Source organism: Oligoflexus sp., from assembly GCF_035638955.1.
GTDB lineage: Bacteria > Bdellovibrionota_B > Oligoflexia > Oligoflexales > Oligoflexaceae > Oligoflexus.
The window spans coordinates 21,168-40,025 of record NZ_DASQYZ010000177.1; the positions used below are offsets into that span (position 1 = coordinate 21,168).

Below are 18,858 nucleotides of genomic sequence, written 5' to 3' on the forward strand. Positions count from 1 at the left end.
ATGAAATCAGGTATTCAAGGACAGAAGAGACTTTCCCCGTAGTCGGGCAAGCGCCACTCAGCAGAAATCAGACCAGTCTCGGCAGATGAAGTTTCTTAATAAATCCAGTCGGAATTTCTCGCTGGCATGCGCGAAAACTCGACAGTCGTCAGACAAAGATTACAGCGAGTGGGCTGAATGATTTGGTATGTGGATGACTCGAACGAAACGATGGGCTCAAAAATCTGAACGCCATGAGCTTTTCACGGTACTCACAGTGGATAGAATCGTGCAGAAAATCTGGTCGAGAGCTTAAGTCCAGAGTTAGTGAGCAGGTCATGTCTGTGTTTTTCGAGACGAGGAATCGTTGTGTCAAGGCTTTGCTCCGCGCAAGAGCGGGAGCAAGGCCTCTCAATCTACGTTTTATGGATAAAGCTGCGAAGTGGGAATCTTCTGACGAGGCAGCTTGCCATTGACGCTCTGCCATTCAATTTGGATTCCACCTGCGGCATAGCCGTGACGCTCAAATATGATGGGATAGGTTTGGCCAGCCTGTAGGGAAACGGTAACCTTCAGTGGGCTGCTATCGTTGTAACGGAAACGATTGTAAACTTCCTTGCCAGCCACAATTATTTTACCCCCACCTCCGCCTCGATCGTTTAAAAGGAACGAATAGTCACCCGTGACCGGTGCGAGAATCGTCCCTGTTCCGCGGGATGAAAAGGCTCCATTGATATCAATGCCAGCAGACTTCGCCCACGCTGAGAAATATCCGTTTCCGTCCTCACGTCCTGGGAAATAGACAATAGGTTCGACACGGGTTGCAACTTTTTTGCTGTTCAGGAGAGAAGCTGATTTGCCATTCCATTCATCGCCTGTGCCGCTGTACCAATCAATGGTCAGACCTGTCCCTTCGCCTGCAGCATAGGTCGCGGCCAATGGCTCCAATCCGCAACCGGCCAGCTCGTTGAGCTTGTTATAGAGGTTAAACAAAAACGCCGCCCGCTGGCCATCGAACGCTGATGCGCTGGTCACCCACGACCTCAGACTGTTGAAGCCATTAGGTGCACACAGATGCACGTTAATATCAAAGTTCTTGTCGAGGCTGGATAGACCACTCTTTTCAATTTGCTCTTTCATCAGGAGCATCCACATCGCGGTCCAGTTGACTTCCAGTTTGCGGTAAAGCTGTCTGGCCTCGACACTGGCATAGAGCCTCGGGAGATCCTCATCACCGACGTCTTTCCACCCGGTTTTAGACAGGGCGATATTGTTCGCTTCCATCTTTGACGGATCACTGGTTCTGTCGTAACCCGTCGTAGCGCGTTTGCCAATCAAATAAAAGCGATGAAGCGGATAACCACCAGTTGGCTCCCGGCCCAGGGAACCGAAGAAATACTCGGTTCTGGTTCCACTGGAGAGGCTGCTATCCCCATTAAAGCCGAAGTACCACCAGGGCTGTACGATCTGATTCTTTTGATCCTGAACACCCGCATTGGTGAATGGCCGCTCAGCTGTTTCGCCGAAACTTTGCCGGACAAAGGCAGGCATCTGGTCAGCGCGGGTCCACACAGTATTGGTCTTGTCAAAAGCAAAATCGGCGACAAAGAAAGCCGCATTGGGTTGCGACTGACCTGGTCCTTCCAGGGCCAGAATGGGATTTTCATGTTTCGCAGTGTCGAACAATCCCAATTGCTGGCGGCGCAGAAGGTGCTGCGTGATCTGCAAAGCCTTGAACTTGGTGGTGCCGAGGCTTCCTGCAGGGCCCTGATTGGTTTCACCAGGGTTCTTCCAGGCAACCGTCATCGACTCCACCGCTTTAAGGACTTCACGGAGGTTGCTATCGGTGGGGTCAGCCCGGTAACGATCATTGATCTTAAACCACTCGGCTTCCATCTCGGGCTTGGGCCGGCGCGGGAGATCGGAAATCCAGTCGTTGGCTGTGCAGTGCTCCTCACCGCGGAAGCAGTCTTCCGAAATGCGGGGGAATGGTATCCCAATTTTCATAGTCAATGGCTTGCTCGCGGTCAGCTCAGCCTTGGCTTTGAGAGCCTGATCGACCGTCGTTATCTGGGTATCGAACAGAGTCGGCGCAACGCTACGGAGAGAAGTGACGGCAAAAGCCAGGTCCCGCTCCGCTTTGGTCGCTCCCGCAAGCACCTCGCCCTGAGGCTGCAGGGGGCGATCGTTAAGAACACTCTTGAGGGATGTGATCTTATACTTCTGTCGCAACGCAGCGAAATATTCGACGAGTGCCTGCGCATCGACGTCATTGACACCATCGTTGTGGGCACGCCGCAGGATGGTTTCGTCACTAATATCGTATAGGCCCAGTTCAAGGCCGTCGGATGAATGGCAGTTGGCGCATGCCCCTTTATCAACGCCATTGATGTCTTTACGCTGCTGGCGCCAGATGGCAAGGCCTGATGCGATCTTTTGTTCCATTTCAGAGTCACTGTAAGCACCGATGCTCGCTTTGTCATCATTAACACCGGTAGGCTGATCTCGAGGAGTCTCACCCAAGGTCACACTTTCATCTTTGGCATTCTCTTTTCTATCTCCACAGCCACTCGCAAGAGCAGCAAGAAGCAGAGCGGTTGCTTTTTTGAGCATTGCTTTCTCCTATGGGATTGTTCGATTCATGTTTCTTAATCCGGAAGAAAGATTCGAGCAAGGTCTTTACGCAAAATCCCATGCTCACCAGCGAATTATTATTCAAATATGATGAAGACGCCCAAACAGAATTGCTCGTGATGATGTCACTTGAAAATTAATGTATCCAAACTCATTCAATTGCACAGTGAGCGATGTGTTTTCACACAGTGGTAAAGAAAAAATGCTAGTGATCAAACTTTCATCTAAAGTTTTTTGGACTATGACCTCCCTTATGGAAGTTAATTGCCGATTCAGGAAATACCATCGTTGGTCAAATTGAAAAACGTTGACGGTGGTTTCTTCCGAGGTTGGATGCCCAAATCTATCTGGAACGTATGCATTCGAAAGTGGATCGGTTTCATGCTCCATCTTTTCTTATGGGTCTGAAGGACCATTGCCATTGCCGAGGCTGTCAGCAAAATCATCTCGGAACACCTAAAGCTGTTACATTGTTGAGCAGTGACCAGGCTGACGTTTCCAAGGATATTGTCGCGAAGTGGACAAATGATAGTCTCGCCGTCAAATTCGAGGCAGGTGGATTGAGCGCAGGGAATTGCACCAGCGCATCTTTTCAGTTACGTCCCATTGATGCAGGCGATCTTATGATTGTTCACAGCAGCGTAGAAATCTCGCCATTCTTCGGTATTAGTCACGAAAACTACAGCTGTGTGTTCAGGCTCGTGAGATAGGCATCAGCCCCATAGAGCGGAACATATTGGAAACCACTGCCGCTGACAGTGGTGTCGCGTTCAATTCCCGGAAAGTCTTCGATGTGCCCAGAGTATAGTCAGGGATTGGTATACTGTTCTGGATATGCAATGCGAATTTCAACAGGTTTGCTGATCATGCTTTTCTGAAAATTTATGGCGATCCACTCGCCATCTTACAGCCCCATGTTGCTCACTTCGATTATCGTGGAGTCAACGCGAATTTCATTTGACACACCATTGATAACAAAACCAAGACTACTTACTTCTGGCAAACCTCCGCTTATGTGACCACTTAGGTTGAGCTTAATTGGAAATGTCCCTATTCCTGGAATGCACTGGTGGAGAAGCTGATGATCCGGAAAGGTGAGCTCATCGGCGCGCGCACTCGATTCCGACGACAGCTGAATTGAAGGCCCAGAACCATGCTCCATGTCCAAACCTTATGAGAGCGAGATAGTATGATACGATTTCCTCTATTTTTTTACCACTTAGTGACGAATGAAATACCCCACTGTTTCGAGATTTACAAGTCGCCGTACGGGCCAGAGTTTCTCCTCGAAGGATGGCTTCAATTCAGGCTTTCCAGGCTGTTTCATAAACGGAAGCGCCTTTCGGCAGGCTTCGCTGAGCTGATCGTATGGGATTCCGCTTTCAGCAAAGGGCAAGCGCCGCTGGATCTCCTGCTTTTCTGAGCTGCCTGTGCAGTAGTGAACACGTTTCGATCAACCGGACATTCCCAGGAATGTCGCGATCAGAATCAATATGCCATGAGACTTGCTCATCCGTTCACCTCATGGTTGAAAGAGTTAGGAGCCGGGTCTTTGAGATGAAGTCTTATGCCGCAGGGACACTCACTGTTCAAGGCGCAGTCCAGCGCCGGGGGCCTATTTTAACCGGTAGGCAGCTTTCTGAGCCCGCTCTTAGAATTCATATCCGACCTGCAGAGTGGTTTTTTCATCTTTGCGGGCGGCACCCGGCGCCGTTTGTAACGCCTCGAATCGATAAAGATAGGCGTATCTGAGATAAACCTGTTTGGTCAGGTGATACGCGATCGAAGATTCCACTGACCAGCTGTAGTCGTCTTTTTTCTCGCCTGAAACCGGGTTGATGTTTTTTTGTGTCACGGGTTGATAAAAACTGATCAAGGACAGGCGGACCAGGTCGGTTTCATAATCGAATTTCAGACGGGCCGAAATCACTTTGTCATCTTTGGTTGAGACGCGACTCTCCGTATAAGGTTGATTGTTCGCATCCACGAGCGCAGCGTTATATTCTGTCTGCTTGGCCCGTTTCAGATAAGCCACGCCAACGTTCAACGTGTAAACCTTATTCCGCATCAGGTCGACCTTCACCCCAGCTCCGCTCAGCTGCGTATAATTCAGACCGACCACTTCATTGCTTTCCCAATCATGCAAAAGAAAGAGCCAAAGCCGCGAACCGATGTACCGATCGTAGCCGAGAAAATAATGTCGCCGATCATCCACGGTTTGCCCGAGCGTGCGCAGGGAACTGCCGTCGGCATTCAAACGGACCTCATCGAGGCCATTCTCATATTTGGCCCCGAGTTTACCCACCCGCGACAGATAGGACGATTTTCCAGCCGAGTGGTTCTGTCCATACTCTATCTTAAGACCGAAAGGTTTTGGATTATCGCGCGTCAAGGTTGGTTCTTCGTAAGTCCAAGGAGACGGGCTGGATTCCTGCGCCAACAAGGGTTGTGAGCCCAGTATCAGAAACAAAATGACTCTTCCAAATGACATGAAACGGTCCTCCTTGGTGCATGAAGGCCCCCAAATTAGGGAGTTTAAGCAGCAAAATCAAGGAAAACCGGTCCAACGAGGCTATTGTGGCTGCATTCGCGAATCACAACAGATCGCATCATAAATTCCAAGCCCGGCTGAACAGCTAAAAAAATGAAGAGGGTCTATAACGGTTTTGTCAGACAACAGTACAGCAGGTAAAAAGGATGGACGTTATGAAAAAATCTTCGAGCAAACTCTTCTTGATGGCACTCCCCTTGGCTCTTTCAGCGGCATGCGGCGACGGAACCCAGACCTCTGATTTGGACGCCTCCTGGCAAGCCAATGGAGTGGTGATTCGTAAGGATGCTGGTGCGGCCGCTGCCGATATTCAAGATACTGTGGATCTTTATCGTCAGGATTTGGGCGGCGTGAACAACGTCGGAGCCGTCGGCACACAAGCTCAAGGCCACCGCGAAATCAATTGGGATGGCGTTCCTGCAGCGCAATCGGCCCCCAATCTTTTCCCTGGTGATTTTTTCAAAGCGCGCGGCATTCTGATCAGCGCTCCTTGCAACCAGCTGCAGGTCAGCGCCAAGATCGGTGAATCCGATGTGGAATTCGGCAATCTCAACCGCCTGCTGCCGAAACTGTTCGGTACGTTCAGCCCTGAAAAACTCTTTGCTCCTTTAGGCAGCAATATTCTGGAAATGACCTTTACCGTGCCAGGCAGCCTTGACCGCGCAACGGTTACCAGCTTCGGTGCCGTGTTTACTGATGTTGATCTTAAGAATGGTTCCAAGATTGAGTACTACGATCAAAAAGGCAAAAACATTCTGACCGTTCCTGTTGATGCCGTGGCTCATGCCAATGAAAGCCTGTCCTTTGTCGGTGTGAAATTCACAGACGGTCGTCGGATTGCCAAAGTCCGCATCACTAACGGCAACGTTCAACTTGGCAACTATGTGGCTGAAGGTCATGGCAAAGACGCGGTCGCTGTTGATGATTTCCTCTACGGCGAACCCGCGAAATCGGGCGGATGGTGACCCAAGGCCCGCCTTGCTGATATGAGGCGGGTTTCTTTTCTTCCTTCAATAAGTTCTGTTCAGTCGCCTGAGACCCGCTGCTTCACAACGTTAGCAACCTCGGCGCCTTTCCACCGTAAGACCAGAAACGTGCAATCATCCTCGGCAGGATGATCTTTGCAGATCGTAAGACTCCTTGCAAGAATCGCACGCTTCAATTCCGTTGGACTTTTCTCACGGTCCAGGCACTGCTTCAGAGTGCGATGACCCATGGAATGCCCGTCAGGGCCTTGATTTTCAATCAACCCATCCGTATACAGAATAAGTGTATCACCTGCTTCCATGGCAACCTCTGTGACCGTAACGGTCACCTCACGGGCAGCGCCTAAAACAGGTCCCGGTTGGACAAGGTTGAGGGTCCGATGGCGACCCAGTAAGTAAGGCGGGGGATGGCCAGCGTTGAGATACGTGAATAGACCCCTCCCGACATCGAGGCAGCCGAACAGCATCGTCATACCGCGGTCCATTTTATCGCTGGCTTCCAGAATGGCCTCATGAGCCGCTTGATGAAGTTCTTTCAAAGCGGATTCCATCGACCACTCATGCCCGCTTTTGTTCATCACAGAGAGAGCACCTTTGATGGCTCCTGCGACGGCAATCGTGACCAGAGCCGCCGGTACGCCATGACCTGTGACATCCCCCATCAGGACGAAAAGGTGACCTGAGGTTGCGTGGAATGTGGCTCCGAACCAATCGCCGCTGGTGAGCTCGGCGGGTTGGTAGTGGTAGTCCATTTCAATATCAGGAATCGGTCCTGCGGCATATCCCAGCGCTTTATAAATTTCCTGAGCCTGGGCCAGAGTGGATTCAATGGTCATACGCGTCGATGTTTCCCGAGCCAACGCGATTCGGGATAACGTATTGCGAACGCGCAGGACGACTTCTTCACTGATAATAGGCTTGGCAATGTAATCGTCGGCACCAAGAGCGAGCCCCAGGAGCCGATCCTCTTCGCTGGCGCGGGCCGTAATGAGAATCGTGGGAATGTCACGCAGGCTAGGGTCCTGGCGCATGGTCTTGAGCACGTCCTCGCCCGAAACCTCCGGCATCATAAGGTCGAGAAAAACCAGATCAGGCCGCTCGTTTCGAAGGTAATCGAGCGCGGCCCGTCCACCCAAGGCTGAGGTCACCTGGTGGCCCTTTGCAGTAAGGATCTCCTGCATCACGTCGCAGTTGATTTCATTGTCATCCACGACCAGCAACTTGTAGCCTGAGCTGGCCGTTGCGGCTTCGATCGGAAGCGCGTGGTCGCGGGCTGCCAAGGGCACAAGAGACATCACAGGAGCCAGCGCGATTTTGTCATCGGCATAGCGCATGTCCACGGTTTTCTGTTCGGGTATCCTGATGCGAAAACAGGAGCCTCGGCCCGGCTCGGATTCCACTTCGATGCGGCCTTCCATCAATTTTACAATATCGCGCACCATGGCCAAGCCAAGTCCTGTGCCTTCATAAGCCCGGCGCGAATTATCGTCCACCTGAACAAACTCGTCAAAGATCCTGTCCTTGAAGTTTTCGGCAATGCCAATGCCCTGATCCCGAACCTCAAGCGTCAGCCCCTCTTTCGTCCTGATCAGGCGCAATACAACGTGGTTGGGCGTGCCTGGCCGGACGAATTTAAAGGCGTTGCCTAGAAGATTTCGTCCAATGGTATAGATTTTTTCACGGTCATTGATGAAGCTGCGGGGCCCATCGTCGCCGATGATTTCCGAGGTATAATGCGACTCCGCGTGCCTCAGTTGAAGGCCTTCGGCAAGGTTGTCGAACTCTTTCTTCATTTCGTTCAGATCCATTGCACTATTTTTTAGGCCAAGCTCTCCCCGTTTGGCTCGGGCTAAATCAAGAATTGTATTGACCTGGTTTTTGAGTGAATGGGCCAGGCGCAACGACTTATCGATCTGCAGATGGACGCGGTCTGGCAGGTTGCCAAAGTGATTTTTCTGGATCAGTTCCAAAAATCCAATCATGCCGTTCAGTGGAGTCCGCAGTTCATGAGACGTATTGTGGAAGAAAGCTGTTCGTGAGCGATCACGTTCAGCCAGTTCAACCGCGTACAGTTCATTATCCTTGAAGGCTCGGGAAAAGCGCATCGAAAGCAGGATCGACTGACCGAAGGTGAAAATAAACAGGCCCAAGGACAGGAGAGGGACCGAGTGAATGATGTTGCGGTAATGGAGTGCGTCATGGAACACGGTAAAGCCGAAGATCACGAGTGCGGACATAAAGACTCGAGAGCCCGCACGTCGAGCCTTGATAGCCTTGCCCGCGACCCAAATCGAATACAGCATGTGAAAGGCCGTAATGCTGAGAAAGCCAGCATTCCATGTCTCAAACTGAATGATGCTGAGGAAAAAGACAGGCATAATGGAAACGATGGCGCTGCCTACGACAAAGCCGGCAATTTTGCGACTGGCTTCGGCTGGGAAAAGAGCCCGCAGATAGAGAGCGAAGCAAGCTGTGATCGTGTACCATGCGAAGCTATAGATTACGACTGACGTCTGGATCGGAAAAATGTGCAACAAGTTAATAGGTCGTGAGCTTTCTGCAAAGGAACAGAATAAGGTCATGCAGAGGCAATTCAGAGCAAAGTACAAAGTGGAACGATCTTCGGTGCGAAGCGCATAAAGCACGAGATGATAAAGACCCATGAAAAAAAGCGCACCAAGCAGAAAGGCGCTTTTCAGCAGCATGAACTGCATTTTTTCCTGAACTGCGATCGGTGTGCCGATCATATGCGTTTCAATCAGCCCCCCGGCATGGCGATCAAAGTTACTGACTTCGATGCGCAGGTGGAGGCGGCCCTGATGGTGACGAACCTCATGAACCCAGGGTGACGCTAGTGATTCCCGCGACGAAACCGGCGTCCGGCTCAGACTGCCAGTTTCGCGGATTTTCATGCCATTCACAAAGTAGCGCGCACTGAACCAGACGGATTGGAAAAGGAAGCTGACCGGCATATCGGATGGCAGGAGAATCTCAAACTCATAGGTTCCATAACCATGCGGTGTATAGGCTTTGTGGGAATTCCACGGCGCCGGGACGGAAAGATAGGCAGGCTCTGGGGCCGGGCCATCTTCCGAGAGAAACCGCTGCCAATGAAATTGGGCTTTGCCTTCGATCGCGACAACTGGTGTGGTCTGGAAATCCCAGGTGCGCAGATCCAAAACACCATTCTGGACCGTTTGCGCGAGAGACAAGGTCGAGAACGTCAGCAGCCAGATCATAAACGCGAGTCTTTGCACGATTCTTTCCTCAATCCTGTCCTACTTGGACGGCCTGTCAAAGGTAAAATTCGGCGAAAAATACGGAAGATTAAGGCAGAAATCGACGGCGTGGTTTATGGATGTGCCCGAAGGCGGCTGCAGCGCAGGGGATAATGACGAATATTGGCAAAATCCCAGGGGGTGTTTGGCTAGGCAGAGCCAGGACTCTGAACTGGCACCATCATCTCTCGTGGTGCCTTTTTGATCTCGAAAACAATAGACATCGCCGATTACAGCGGCACTGTCGGTTTACGATTGGACTGGTTATAGAATTCAATGACGGCAGGTACCTGCTTCTGCAACTCTTCCACGCGGCTTTTAGGATCGGGATGCGTGGAGAGGATCTCGGGGGCCCGGCCTCCATTTTCGCCCATGCGATTCCACAGATTCACAGCTTCCCGAGGGTCATAACCAGCTTTGGCCATGAGCTCCAGACCGAGTCGATCGGCTTCTGTTTCCTGCAGCCGACTAAAGGGTAAACTGATACCAAACTGCGAGCCAATGCCAAGCGCCGCAGCAATCAAATCCCGATACTGGGAATTTTGAAAGCTCAGACCCACAAGTGAAAGGGCACCCTGCTGCAGCAACTGCTGGCTCATACGCTCGGCCGAATGGCGAAGCAGGGCATGAGCCACTTCATGGCCCAGAACAGCCGCGAGACCCGCATTATTTTGAGCGTAAGGCAGTAGACCTGTGTAGACGGCCACCTTGCCCCCAGGAAGACAGAAGGCATTGGCCTGGTCATCGCGCAGAACAGTAAACTCCCAGTCATAATCCTTGCCACTGACCTCTGCCAGGGCGAACCCTACGTCAAGAACCTCACGCTTCAATCGTGGGTCATTGGACACCTGACCTTCGGCCAGAATTTGGTGATAGGCGTCCGCACCCATCTGGTTCATCTCTTCATCCGATACGAGCAAGAGCTGCGGGCGTTTTGAATCTTGGGATTTGCCGCAGGAAAATAACAGAGCCGTAATGCAAAGGAAGGAAAGGGTGGTCTTCATAGCCGTTATCCTCAGCTGGTAGGGTCCAGGTGGATGTGTTTCCAAAGGACGAGCTTACGTCACTCGCTTCAACCCATGGTTCGAAGCAATTTTCGTGCTAGTTTTGTGTTGGCTTGCGGGCGGTAACGGGAAGGGAGGCGAGGTCAGAAAGTCGTCCACAAAGAGTCACAGGTGACGTCTGGAAGGTCGATGTGGGCCATGAATTTTGCGCCCGTGTTGGAGCGCAAAATTTTTTTGAGTGGGTGTCAGGAATTAGTTTTCCAAACCACGGCCCGTTTTTTTCTGCAATTCCTCGATGCGTTTGGATGCCTCAGCTTTATTAAGCGCCGCATCGAATGCCTCCCCAGCTTCTTCACTTAAAGTTTTGAGGTACGATGCTTGTGGCCCGGTCATGGGCTCATCACCCGTCACCCACTGATTAGGATCGCGCTCAGGACTGCCCAGCACATTGGGAGCATCGGAAGCTATCTGCTTATTTTCCATTTTGAGACCCTCTATTTTTATCTATAAAAAGGCAGAATTGACGCAATTTGCCATACAAATGTATTTGCAAATCTTAGGCCAAAGATGGGGGGCTTGCATGATGGATAATGGTCAGATGGGAACAGTCGTGCCCCTCATGCGTAGGAAGGGATTTTCTCGTCAACATGCCGTGTATGATTTCGGTGATCCACCTCAGGCGACCTTGCATAGTACACCATCGCTTTCGGCATGCCGTTGAAGGTGGATGCGGCGGCTGCGGTGTAAGCGCCCATATCCTTGAATGCAACCCATTGCCCGACGTTAAGCTCTTCCAGCTCAAAATCTTCGACGATGACATCCATGGAATCACAGGTCAGGCCGAAAAAAGTCGCAGGAAAAAGCCTTGCATCCGTATCAAGGCCGGTGAAACCCATAGGCTTTTCAAGCACAAGGTGCTCAAGCAGCAGCCGGCTCACTGGCAAGGGTTGGGGTTTGGCGTGATCGAACATGATGGAATTGAAGGAGCCATAGACTCCATCATTGAGGTAATAGAGAAATTTTCGAGCGGCTGGGGATCCGTCCCGCTCCTGCTCGATGCGCCTGCCCTGAATCATGGTGAACAACGTGGACCAAGCGGTGGCTATAGAACGACCCGGTTCGGCTATCACATCGACGCCTGCAAGGGCTGGCGAGCAAAAGCCCCACCTTTGTCCACTCCATTCTCTTAAATCCGCTCCTGCTGGGATTGGCTGATCGCATTCTCAAGAAGAACTGTGGCGATTACTGGATGAGCCAGGTCTTACGCGGATCCGTTCAGGAGGAAGGCGCGGAAGCAGCCCTTCAGCTTTGGCAATTGGATAAAGCTGATCTGGCGAGGTACGACGGTCTCTTTGTGCAGAGATAGGGAGTCTATCGGCAGGGAACCTGGCATGCTTCCTTGATAGTATGAGTCTCAAGCTCGTGTTCTCCCGGATCAATTCGGCGAAATTCAACCAATGCCGTAATTTCGTTCAAGCCAACTCGAATAATTGCGAAAAGTCCCTGGGAATGTCTGACTCCACCGCTCCGGCGAAGGAAATCTGTCGTCATGATCCAGGCTCTTAACGCAATGTGTCGAACCCTTGCAAGGCTGATTCTCGGCGTCATCATGCTGTTTGGGACGAGCCTCCAGGCCACTTCCCAGGAGACCATTGACCTGGATGATTTTGACAAGCTTGAAATTCAACTCCTGGATCACCCCGCTCGTTTAGAAGATTGGATCAAAAAGAATCTTCCTGAGATCGATCGAAGAAAAAATCCCAAAACCTGGGTTCGAGGCGTGTTCGTTTATGCATGGATTCATGGGTTTGGCGATTTCAATCCACCGCAGGACATGCAGGAAGCTCTTGAATTGGCGTTGAAGCTGGGGCTTTACGTGGAATGGGTCGAAATCCGGGTCGGCATTCTTCGAATCGGGAGTGATCAGCAGGGGGCCTACGATAAGACAATTGCAGGCTATGTTAAGCTCGTTGAGGACGCCCGGGCCCTTGGCAATAGCCAGGCTCTGGCCTATGCCTTGGCCGGCTATGCAAGTTATTTGGTGTCTTACCGTCGTCTGGACCCGACCATGAGTCTTCTGAAGGAGGCCCAGGATCTCCTCAACCAGCAGCAGCATCCTTCGCTTTTGGTTTTTGACTTGGTCAAAAATATTATGAGCCTGGCTCTTTCCTATCAAGGTCAGCTGGATGCAGCCCTCCAAATCCACCAGAATGCTGTGGAAATTTATCAGAAACACGGCATTCGTCACACGCGCGCCTTATATCTTTACAACATGGGGCTGACCATCTTCAACAAAGAGGCCGAACAGAACGGCACCAGCGCTGAGAAATATTTTACGGAATCGCTCCGCCTCGCGACTGAAGTCGACACCAGGAATTTCATGGGCATGAGCCTTTATGGATTGAGCAAGATCAAACTGCGGGAAAAAAAGCCGGACGAGGCCCGAGTCTTCGCCCAGAAATCCCGCGCTCTTTTCAAGGAACAAAAATTCGAAGACTGGGTCTACGCGCTGGATAAGCAGCTGGCCGAGACAGAAGTCGCTGCTGGTCGTTATGCCGAGGCCTTGGCTCACGTGCCTCCGGCGCAAAGCGACAAAATGCTTAATGACAAGAAATTCAAAAAATCGATCGACTATATTCAGTACCAGGCCCACCTGGGGTTGGGTGACACTGCAAAAGCCCTCATGTATTTGCAGCAGCATGTTGAAGTCTTTAAGGACATTGCCCTCGAACAGGAAAAAAAGGAGTACAATCGGGCTGCGGTCCAATTGGGTTTGCAGATTGAGGCCGAACGTAACGCGGCGCTGGCCAAGCGCAATGAACTGCAGTCGGATCAGATCCAACTGCTGCAGAAATTCCGTTTGGTCTCCATGGTGACCCTTTCGCTCAGCCTCGTTGTTTTAGTCGTGCTTTATATCGTGCGGCGCCAGGCACGCGAGATTCAGGTCAGCCGTAAAAAGATGAAAGAGGTCCTCGACAATATCGATGAAGGCATTCTGACCCTCGATCGCGACCTGAAGGTTTTAAGCGGCTATTCACCCTATTTGGATCGAATTTTTTCCGGATTGGGCTCCACGCTGGAGGGTTGGCCCATTCACCGCCTCCTCTACTCCGACGTCGATGCCAGCGAATGCGTGATGATGGCAGCAGCTCTGCAGGCGTGTATGGGTGAAGATGCGATCAATTGGGAGCTGAATGCCAGTCATCTTCCCACAGAAATCCGGCGAGGAGATCGGCTCCTACAATTGCATTGGCAGGACTTGACAAATCGTCAGAACGTCATTCACAGCTTTTTGGTTTCGATCCGTGATATCACCGAGCAGCGAGCCACAGAAAATGCTTTGAAAGAGCAAAATGAACGGCTCCATTTACTGCAGCAGAAGCTTGGGGAAATCCTGGCTCATGATGTCGCTGCCATTCGCAATCTGCTGGGGAAGATCCACGAAGAATGGGTTATGATGGAAGCCATGCTTTTTCAAAACTCGCATATTTCGCAGGCGTTTCAGCGCTTGCACGGCTGGAAAGGTGCAGCGCGCACAGTGGGCCTCATGCAGCTGGCGTCTCATGTCCATGCTTTGGAATCCTGTCTCGATCTGTCCACGCAAAGTTTGAAGGACAGAGATCAAACCCATAACGTGTGGCTGTCATTGAAGATCGCATTTCAGGACTATGAAAGCCTTATGGGCAATTTCACGGAAGGCACACGGAGCCATCAGCCGCAGAACCTTTTCGACTTTGCCGCCCTTTATACCAGTGAGTTCGAGAGCCGCCTGCGTACCCATGGGATGGGCTTTCAGGGTCTTGCTATTCAAGATGGTGTTCGATGCTGGCGACCTGAGGCCCTTCAAGCCATCCATGAAGTTCTGCAGCATGCGCTTTCCAATGCGCTCGACCACGGATTCATCCGTCCGGGCTGGAAAATACCTGCATGGATTCGCATCGAGGCTTTGCTTCTGGGCCATGAAGTCGTGATCCACGCCCTGGACAATGGCGCTGGGATCGATTGGGCCACTCTGCGTGCGAAGGCCCAGCAGCTTGGATTGCCGACCAGTGCTGAGGGCAAACCCAAGGAGCTTTTATTTCGCGAAGGCGTCAGCACAGCCGATGGCACGCTTGCAACCAGTGGTCCCGGCATAGGGCTCAGCGCTGTGCAATCGATCTGCAAGGAATGGGGCGGCACGGTAACTTTAGACGACGCGCCACACCATGGAACTCTTTTGACCCTTCGACTGCCTGCTGACAGGGCCCTTCACGAGGCGTATCCAAAGGCAGCTTAAAAAATCCACAGTATGAGCCAATCCAAATATTCGCCGACTACGCGTTCACATTGAGATAGCGCCCGGTGAGCATCATTCTCGCGTTTTTCGTGGCATTGATCGAAGGTGCATGCACAACACGCATATCCATGAGATAGACATCCCCAGCACGACCATTCATCTCCAGGACCCGCTCTCCTGTCGGAGCCAGATCACGCGCTCGATGCGAACCTTGGATGGCCAGCGTAGCTCCACCCTGCGGACCCACATGGTCCAAAAGCACGAAGATTTGAATGCCCGGGATCACATCCCGGGTCGCGACATCCACATGCCAGCCCATCTCCGGAATGGACCACGTTTCTTTCTGCGGTGGCGTGACAAGAATCTGAGGGTGAGCCTGGCCAGCGCGCAGCTCGTAGCCTGCCAGAAGGTTTAAGGCGTGGATCAGTTCCCTGGGGATGACCTCATCGTATGCGGGATGATGTCGAAGCCCCTGCGCGGTCTTCGCTGTAACCTGGAAAGGAGGAACCTTATCGAACTTTTTCGTCTGCCATTTGCCGTTCTCGCGCAAGCGCAATCGGGAAAGATCCTCAAGTATCCCGTCCTTGGCCGCAAGGGTCATGCTCTTTGGAATGAGACCTCGTAAGCAGAGAATTCCTGTCTCTTGGAATATGGCTTTTTGATTTTCATCAAACTTCACTCTTTGACCCCTCCTGAGTTGAAGCGATTGAGAGCAGTCCTATTATAGGCCATCCTGGGTGGAGCTGCCCCTCGCCCAAAGCCTGTAAGCGTGAACTTTCGCGCGGACCGCTTGATACCCCACATCCTTGACTCGAAATTGCCGGCAAGCCCTGATAATTGCTGCCCCTACCGCTTTGGCCGCGTCTTTGCAAGACTTTCCAAATGGATATCATGAATGATTATAGAGGGGGTCCCATGACAGCACGCGTTTTGGAACATGCTCTGGTCACAAGTGCGTCTGGTGATTTGAAATCCCACTGCAAGAGCTGTGAAAGGCGACATCTGTGCCAGAGGATTGCTCTGGCTGTGGAGGATCTGCATCAGCAGAAGATGCATGTCTGGGATATCGAGTACCGGATTCGTTTCAAAGCGCTTCTTCGGGAACTCGCGTCCCTCGGGTTCGATTTTCCCGATGGCTGGCATCGTTGCTCCATCAGTGAAATGGATCGACCCGAAATCAAGGCCATTCTGAGGAAAGCGCAGGAACTTCTTCTGGAAGTTACGGCTACGCCCTACTGAAAAAGCTGCCCTTTCTTCTCAACCAGGCCGACCATCCAAGCGCGGTGCCGTTAATATGGGAGCGAAAAGAACGCAAAAAATTCCAAATGCGATCGTCCAAAGGATTCCGGAGACGATCACAGCATCAGCATAATGATTGGTAGCGAATCCAGCGATGGCGACCCTTACGATGGCAGCGCCGTTGATCAACGCAAAACCTGCAACAAGCGCGCGTTGGGGTTTGATGGGCCGACCGGTGTGACCTAGCGAAACGCGTGGCATGATTCCGTAAATAAGAACTCCAATCGCGCCTACCGTAATTGCATGGATACCCAGGCTCGCGGGAATGGAGAGCCAGACCCCAAAACCACGCAGAAACAATCCCGCAATGAGCCAGAAATAACCTGTGAGCATAATCCAAAGGATGGGCTGATGTCTGGTGGCCCAAGGGTCCCATAAGAGCAGACGCGCTGCGTGAGCTAGAGCAGCCAGGAGTGCGATAAACCCAAATATTGTGGAACCTGGGACGAGCGTGTCGGTCAGCGCATAGGCGACTGTTAGAGTGACTGCGGACAGATCGAGGGGACGCCACGATCGAACCCTCGCCGTCTTCTCAGCGTTACGCGTAAAAACAGGGATGATACGGCCGCCGATCACAGAGATCACAACGGCAATCGTGCCGATGGCAAGAGCCTGTCCGCGAGCTGCCATCCCCAAGCCCAGGCCTGCCGCTTCCCAGTGAACAAGCGCATTGGCGCTAGCAAGCACGGCCAGGACGCCCAGCAGTCCCATATTGCGCCGTTGACTGGCTTGAAGAAGATAAGGCGCTAGAAAGGCCACAGCGAGAAGGAGAAAGGAAAGGTCCAGCACGGCATACAATAGGCTCGGGGGCGAGACGAGCCATGGCATGATGCGAGCGGCCAACCAAAGGGCTACGAGAACCTGAAGGCGCCATCCATGAACTCCGCGCTTGCCAGTCCAGTTCTGTGATGCGGTCATCAGGAATCCAACGACGACCACGGACGCGAACGCAAACAGCATTTCATGCGCGTGCCACAAGACCGGAGTTGTGAAATACCGAGGCGCTGGCATCGCGCCAGACCATACTGCCAGCCAGAGGCAGACGAAGATCGCAGCGGCTCCACTGGCTAAAAGGAAAAATGGCCGGAAGGCTAGATTCCACAACGCGCTCATGGACGCCATAATAAGCTCTCCCGAAAATGGTCGACGCTCATGGACCAGGAGCGCTCCCTCGTTTTTGCTTGGCATCGTGCAAAGAACTTGCCAGAACCTGGAGCGAGCCCGCCAGGCCTTGTACATGACCTTGCTCTGCAGCCCATCGGCCCCTTGCTTAGGCAACCATCTTTTCATAGGATTCAACGTCTGGGAATAATTCGCCAGGAAGGTTAAGAACCAGGGTAAACGGACAGAAATCTTGAGACTCCTGTCCTAGCTCAAGGGAAATGTGTCCATCAGCTTCCAATAGGAATTTCTTAACGGCATCAAGGCCAACACCGCGTCCAGCGACTTTACTAACTTCTCTGGCCGAGCTAAAGCCCGAAGTGAATAAGCAGGTTTCAATCAATGCAGGGGTTATACGTTCCCCAGGACGCAACAACCCTCGTTCCCGTGCGATGGTCTCGATAGCTCTCAGATTCAAGCCTCGGCCATCATCATGAATGCTTATCAGAACCCTATCCAGGCTTTTCTGAAAGCCAAGAATGATGCTGCCGTGAGTAGGCTTGCCAAGCCTCACCCGTTCTTCGCTGCTCTCAAAGCCATGCGCCAGGGCATTCTGGATGCAGTGCACCAAACACCGATCCATAAGATCGACGGTATCCTTGCTGAGGTATTTCAAAAAACTTCTGAATTCAATAAAAGGCTCGGCATAGTTAGCTTCAATAGCAATCCGTTTGGCCCAACGCTGAATCTTTTGCTGATAGGTTTTAAGCTCAACATGGACAAGCTTATAAATATCATGCAGGATCGGGCCTAAAACCAGAGATGGATCCACTTGCTTCTTATGAAGGAGCTTGATCTGACTTTCCCACCTTCTTAGGGTGGCTTCATCAATGATAAGTTCGGAATCAGAAAATAGACGACCGATTTTTTCCTGGTAAAGCTCATGGTATTCAGTGGCTATCTGCTGAAGATCGATGAGCTCCTGACAGAGGTGATCCGGATGCCAGTGTTCCGTCGCCACTCTTGCCTTTTCAAGAACATCCTCCACCCTGTGGCATGCGTCCGAGATGTCACGCAAGCCGAACGAGCGGGATTCGCCCTTGAGTGTATGGATAGCTATAAATAACTTTCTAATCTCTCCGGCCTGAATGCCTTCGATTTTGCTGATTCGACATTGTTCGTCTAACAAGGACAAAGATCGTTTGAAAAAAGAACGTAGATTCCTGAGATCCGCATTGAGGAGCTGTTGCAGCCGCCCGAGCATGAGAGTCTGCTTCTCCTGATCACGATTCAGCTGATTCAATTCCGTGACATCGCGAAACGATACGAGAATTCTTTCAACGTGGCGGTTCGTCCCCGTCATGGGAACCCAGTCCACCACCAGATCGCGTAGGCCGACACTGCTGTGGATCCTGACCTCCTGAGGAAGATGATAGCTGTTCATTTCATAATTTAAGATATCCTCGTCCATACAGGTCTGAAGCGCAGAAATAATCTGCTGCCGTTCATCGCCACCCATCATGAGGTTATTGATGAAAACATCCTCCAGTTTACGTCCTTCGTCAGCCGCACCTACTAGCGCAGAATCTTGAAGTGTCTGCCTTTGCTGCAAGTGAGTTGATCACTACTCTCGGCGTATCCGGGCGCTGCGTGGGCAACATGAACGAACTGACTATTGAATGGGGAGGAACGGCCACGAAGTTTGAAATTCTCTACAACGGCAACCCTCTTGATACTCGTACCAGTCCTG

12 protein-coding genes are annotated in these 18,858 nt (G+C 51.8%); 3 read left to right on the forward strand and 9 right to left on the reverse strand.

What is annotated here, in order from left to right; translation table 11 throughout:
• Positions 1–402 precede the first annotated feature (402 nt).
• Complete coding sequence (locus VE954_RS16675) at positions 403–2,592, reverse strand: PA14 domain-containing protein (RefSeq protein ID WP_324954748.1); 2,190 nt, start codon at positions 2,590–2,592, stop codon at positions 403–405.
• Between the two features lie 1,672 nt (positions 2,593–4,264).
• On the reverse strand, positions 4,265–5,104 hold the full coding sequence (locus VE954_RS16680; protein WP_324954750.1) for a DUF481 domain-containing protein: 840 nt from the start codon (positions 5,102–5,104) through the stop codon (positions 4,265–4,267).
• Between the two features lie 215 nt (positions 5,105–5,319).
• On the opposite strand from VE954_RS16680, the gene VE954_RS16685 reads away from it, so the two are divergent.
• Entirely contained in the window at positions 5,320–6,129 is an 810-nt protein-coding gene (locus tag VE954_RS16685; protein ID WP_324954752.1) for a hypothetical protein, read from the forward strand.
• A 59-nt stretch (positions 6,130–6,188) separates the two neighbouring features.
• On the opposite strand, the gene VE954_RS16690 is transcribed toward VE954_RS16685, so the two are convergent.
• From VE954_RS16690 to VE954_RS16705, 4 genes are all read right to left on the reverse strand, one after another.
• On the reverse strand, positions 6,189–9,407 hold the full coding sequence (locus VE954_RS16690; protein ID WP_324954754.1) for a SpoIIE family protein phosphatase: 3,219 nt from the start codon (positions 9,405–9,407) through the stop codon (positions 6,189–6,191).
• A gap of 251 nt (positions 9,408–9,658) precedes the next feature.
• Positions 9,659–10,432: a M48 family metallopeptidase gene (locus tag VE954_RS16695; RefSeq protein WP_324954756.1), complete on the reverse strand. Its 774-nt coding sequence runs from the start codon at positions 10,430–10,432 to the stop codon at positions 9,659–9,661.
• 252 nt (positions 10,433–10,684) lie between these two features.
• Positions 10,685–10,915, reverse strand: coding sequence for a DUF3072 domain-containing protein (locus VE954_RS16700; protein ID WP_324954758.1), 231 nt, complete (start codon positions 10,913–10,915; stop codon positions 10,685–10,687).
• Positions 10,916–11,049: 134 nt separating this feature from the next.
• A complete protein-coding gene (locus VE954_RS16705; protein ID WP_324954760.1) occupies positions 11,050–11,562 on the reverse strand; it encodes a hypothetical protein in 513 nt (170 codons plus the stop codon).
• Positions 11,563–11,981: 419 nt separating this feature from the next.
• Here VE954_RS16705 and VE954_RS16710 point away from each other — a divergent pair, with 419 nt between their 5' ends.
• Positions 11,982–14,708, forward strand: a complete 2,727-nt coding sequence (locus VE954_RS16710) for an ATP-binding protein (RefSeq protein WP_324954762.1) — start codon at positions 11,982–11,984, stop codon at positions 14,706–14,708.
• Between the two features lie 37 nt (positions 14,709–14,745).
• Here VE954_RS16710 and VE954_RS16715 read toward each other — a convergent pair whose 3' ends face one another.
• A complete protein-coding gene (locus VE954_RS16715) occupies positions 14,746–15,387 on the reverse strand; it encodes a phytanoyl-CoA dioxygenase family protein (RefSeq protein WP_324954764.1) in 642 nt (213 codons plus the stop codon).
• Between the two features lie 236 nt (positions 15,388–15,623).
• Here VE954_RS16715 and VE954_RS16720 point away from each other — a divergent pair, with 236 nt between their 5' ends.
• The gene (locus tag VE954_RS16720) at positions 15,624–15,947 is read left to right on the forward strand and encodes a hypothetical protein (RefSeq protein ID WP_324954766.1); all 324 of its coding nucleotides are present in this window, start codon (positions 15,624–15,626) and stop codon (positions 15,945–15,947) included.
• A gap of 18 nt (positions 15,948–15,965) precedes the next feature.
• On the opposite strand, the gene VE954_RS16725 is transcribed toward VE954_RS16720, so the two are convergent.
• Both VE954_RS16725 and VE954_RS16730 read right to left on the reverse strand, forming a co-directional pair.
• Positions 15,966–17,129 (reverse strand): NnrS family protein, encoded by a 1,164-nt coding sequence (locus tag VE954_RS16725; RefSeq protein ID WP_324954768.1) that lies wholly within the window; start codon positions 17,127–17,129, stop codon positions 15,966–15,968.
• A gap of 148 nt (positions 17,130–17,277) precedes the next feature.
• A complete protein-coding gene (locus tag VE954_RS16730; RefSeq protein WP_324954771.1) occupies positions 17,278–18,720 on the reverse strand; it encodes an Hpt domain-containing protein in 1,443 nt (480 codons plus the stop codon).
• Positions 18,721–18,858: the final 138 nt, after the last annotated feature.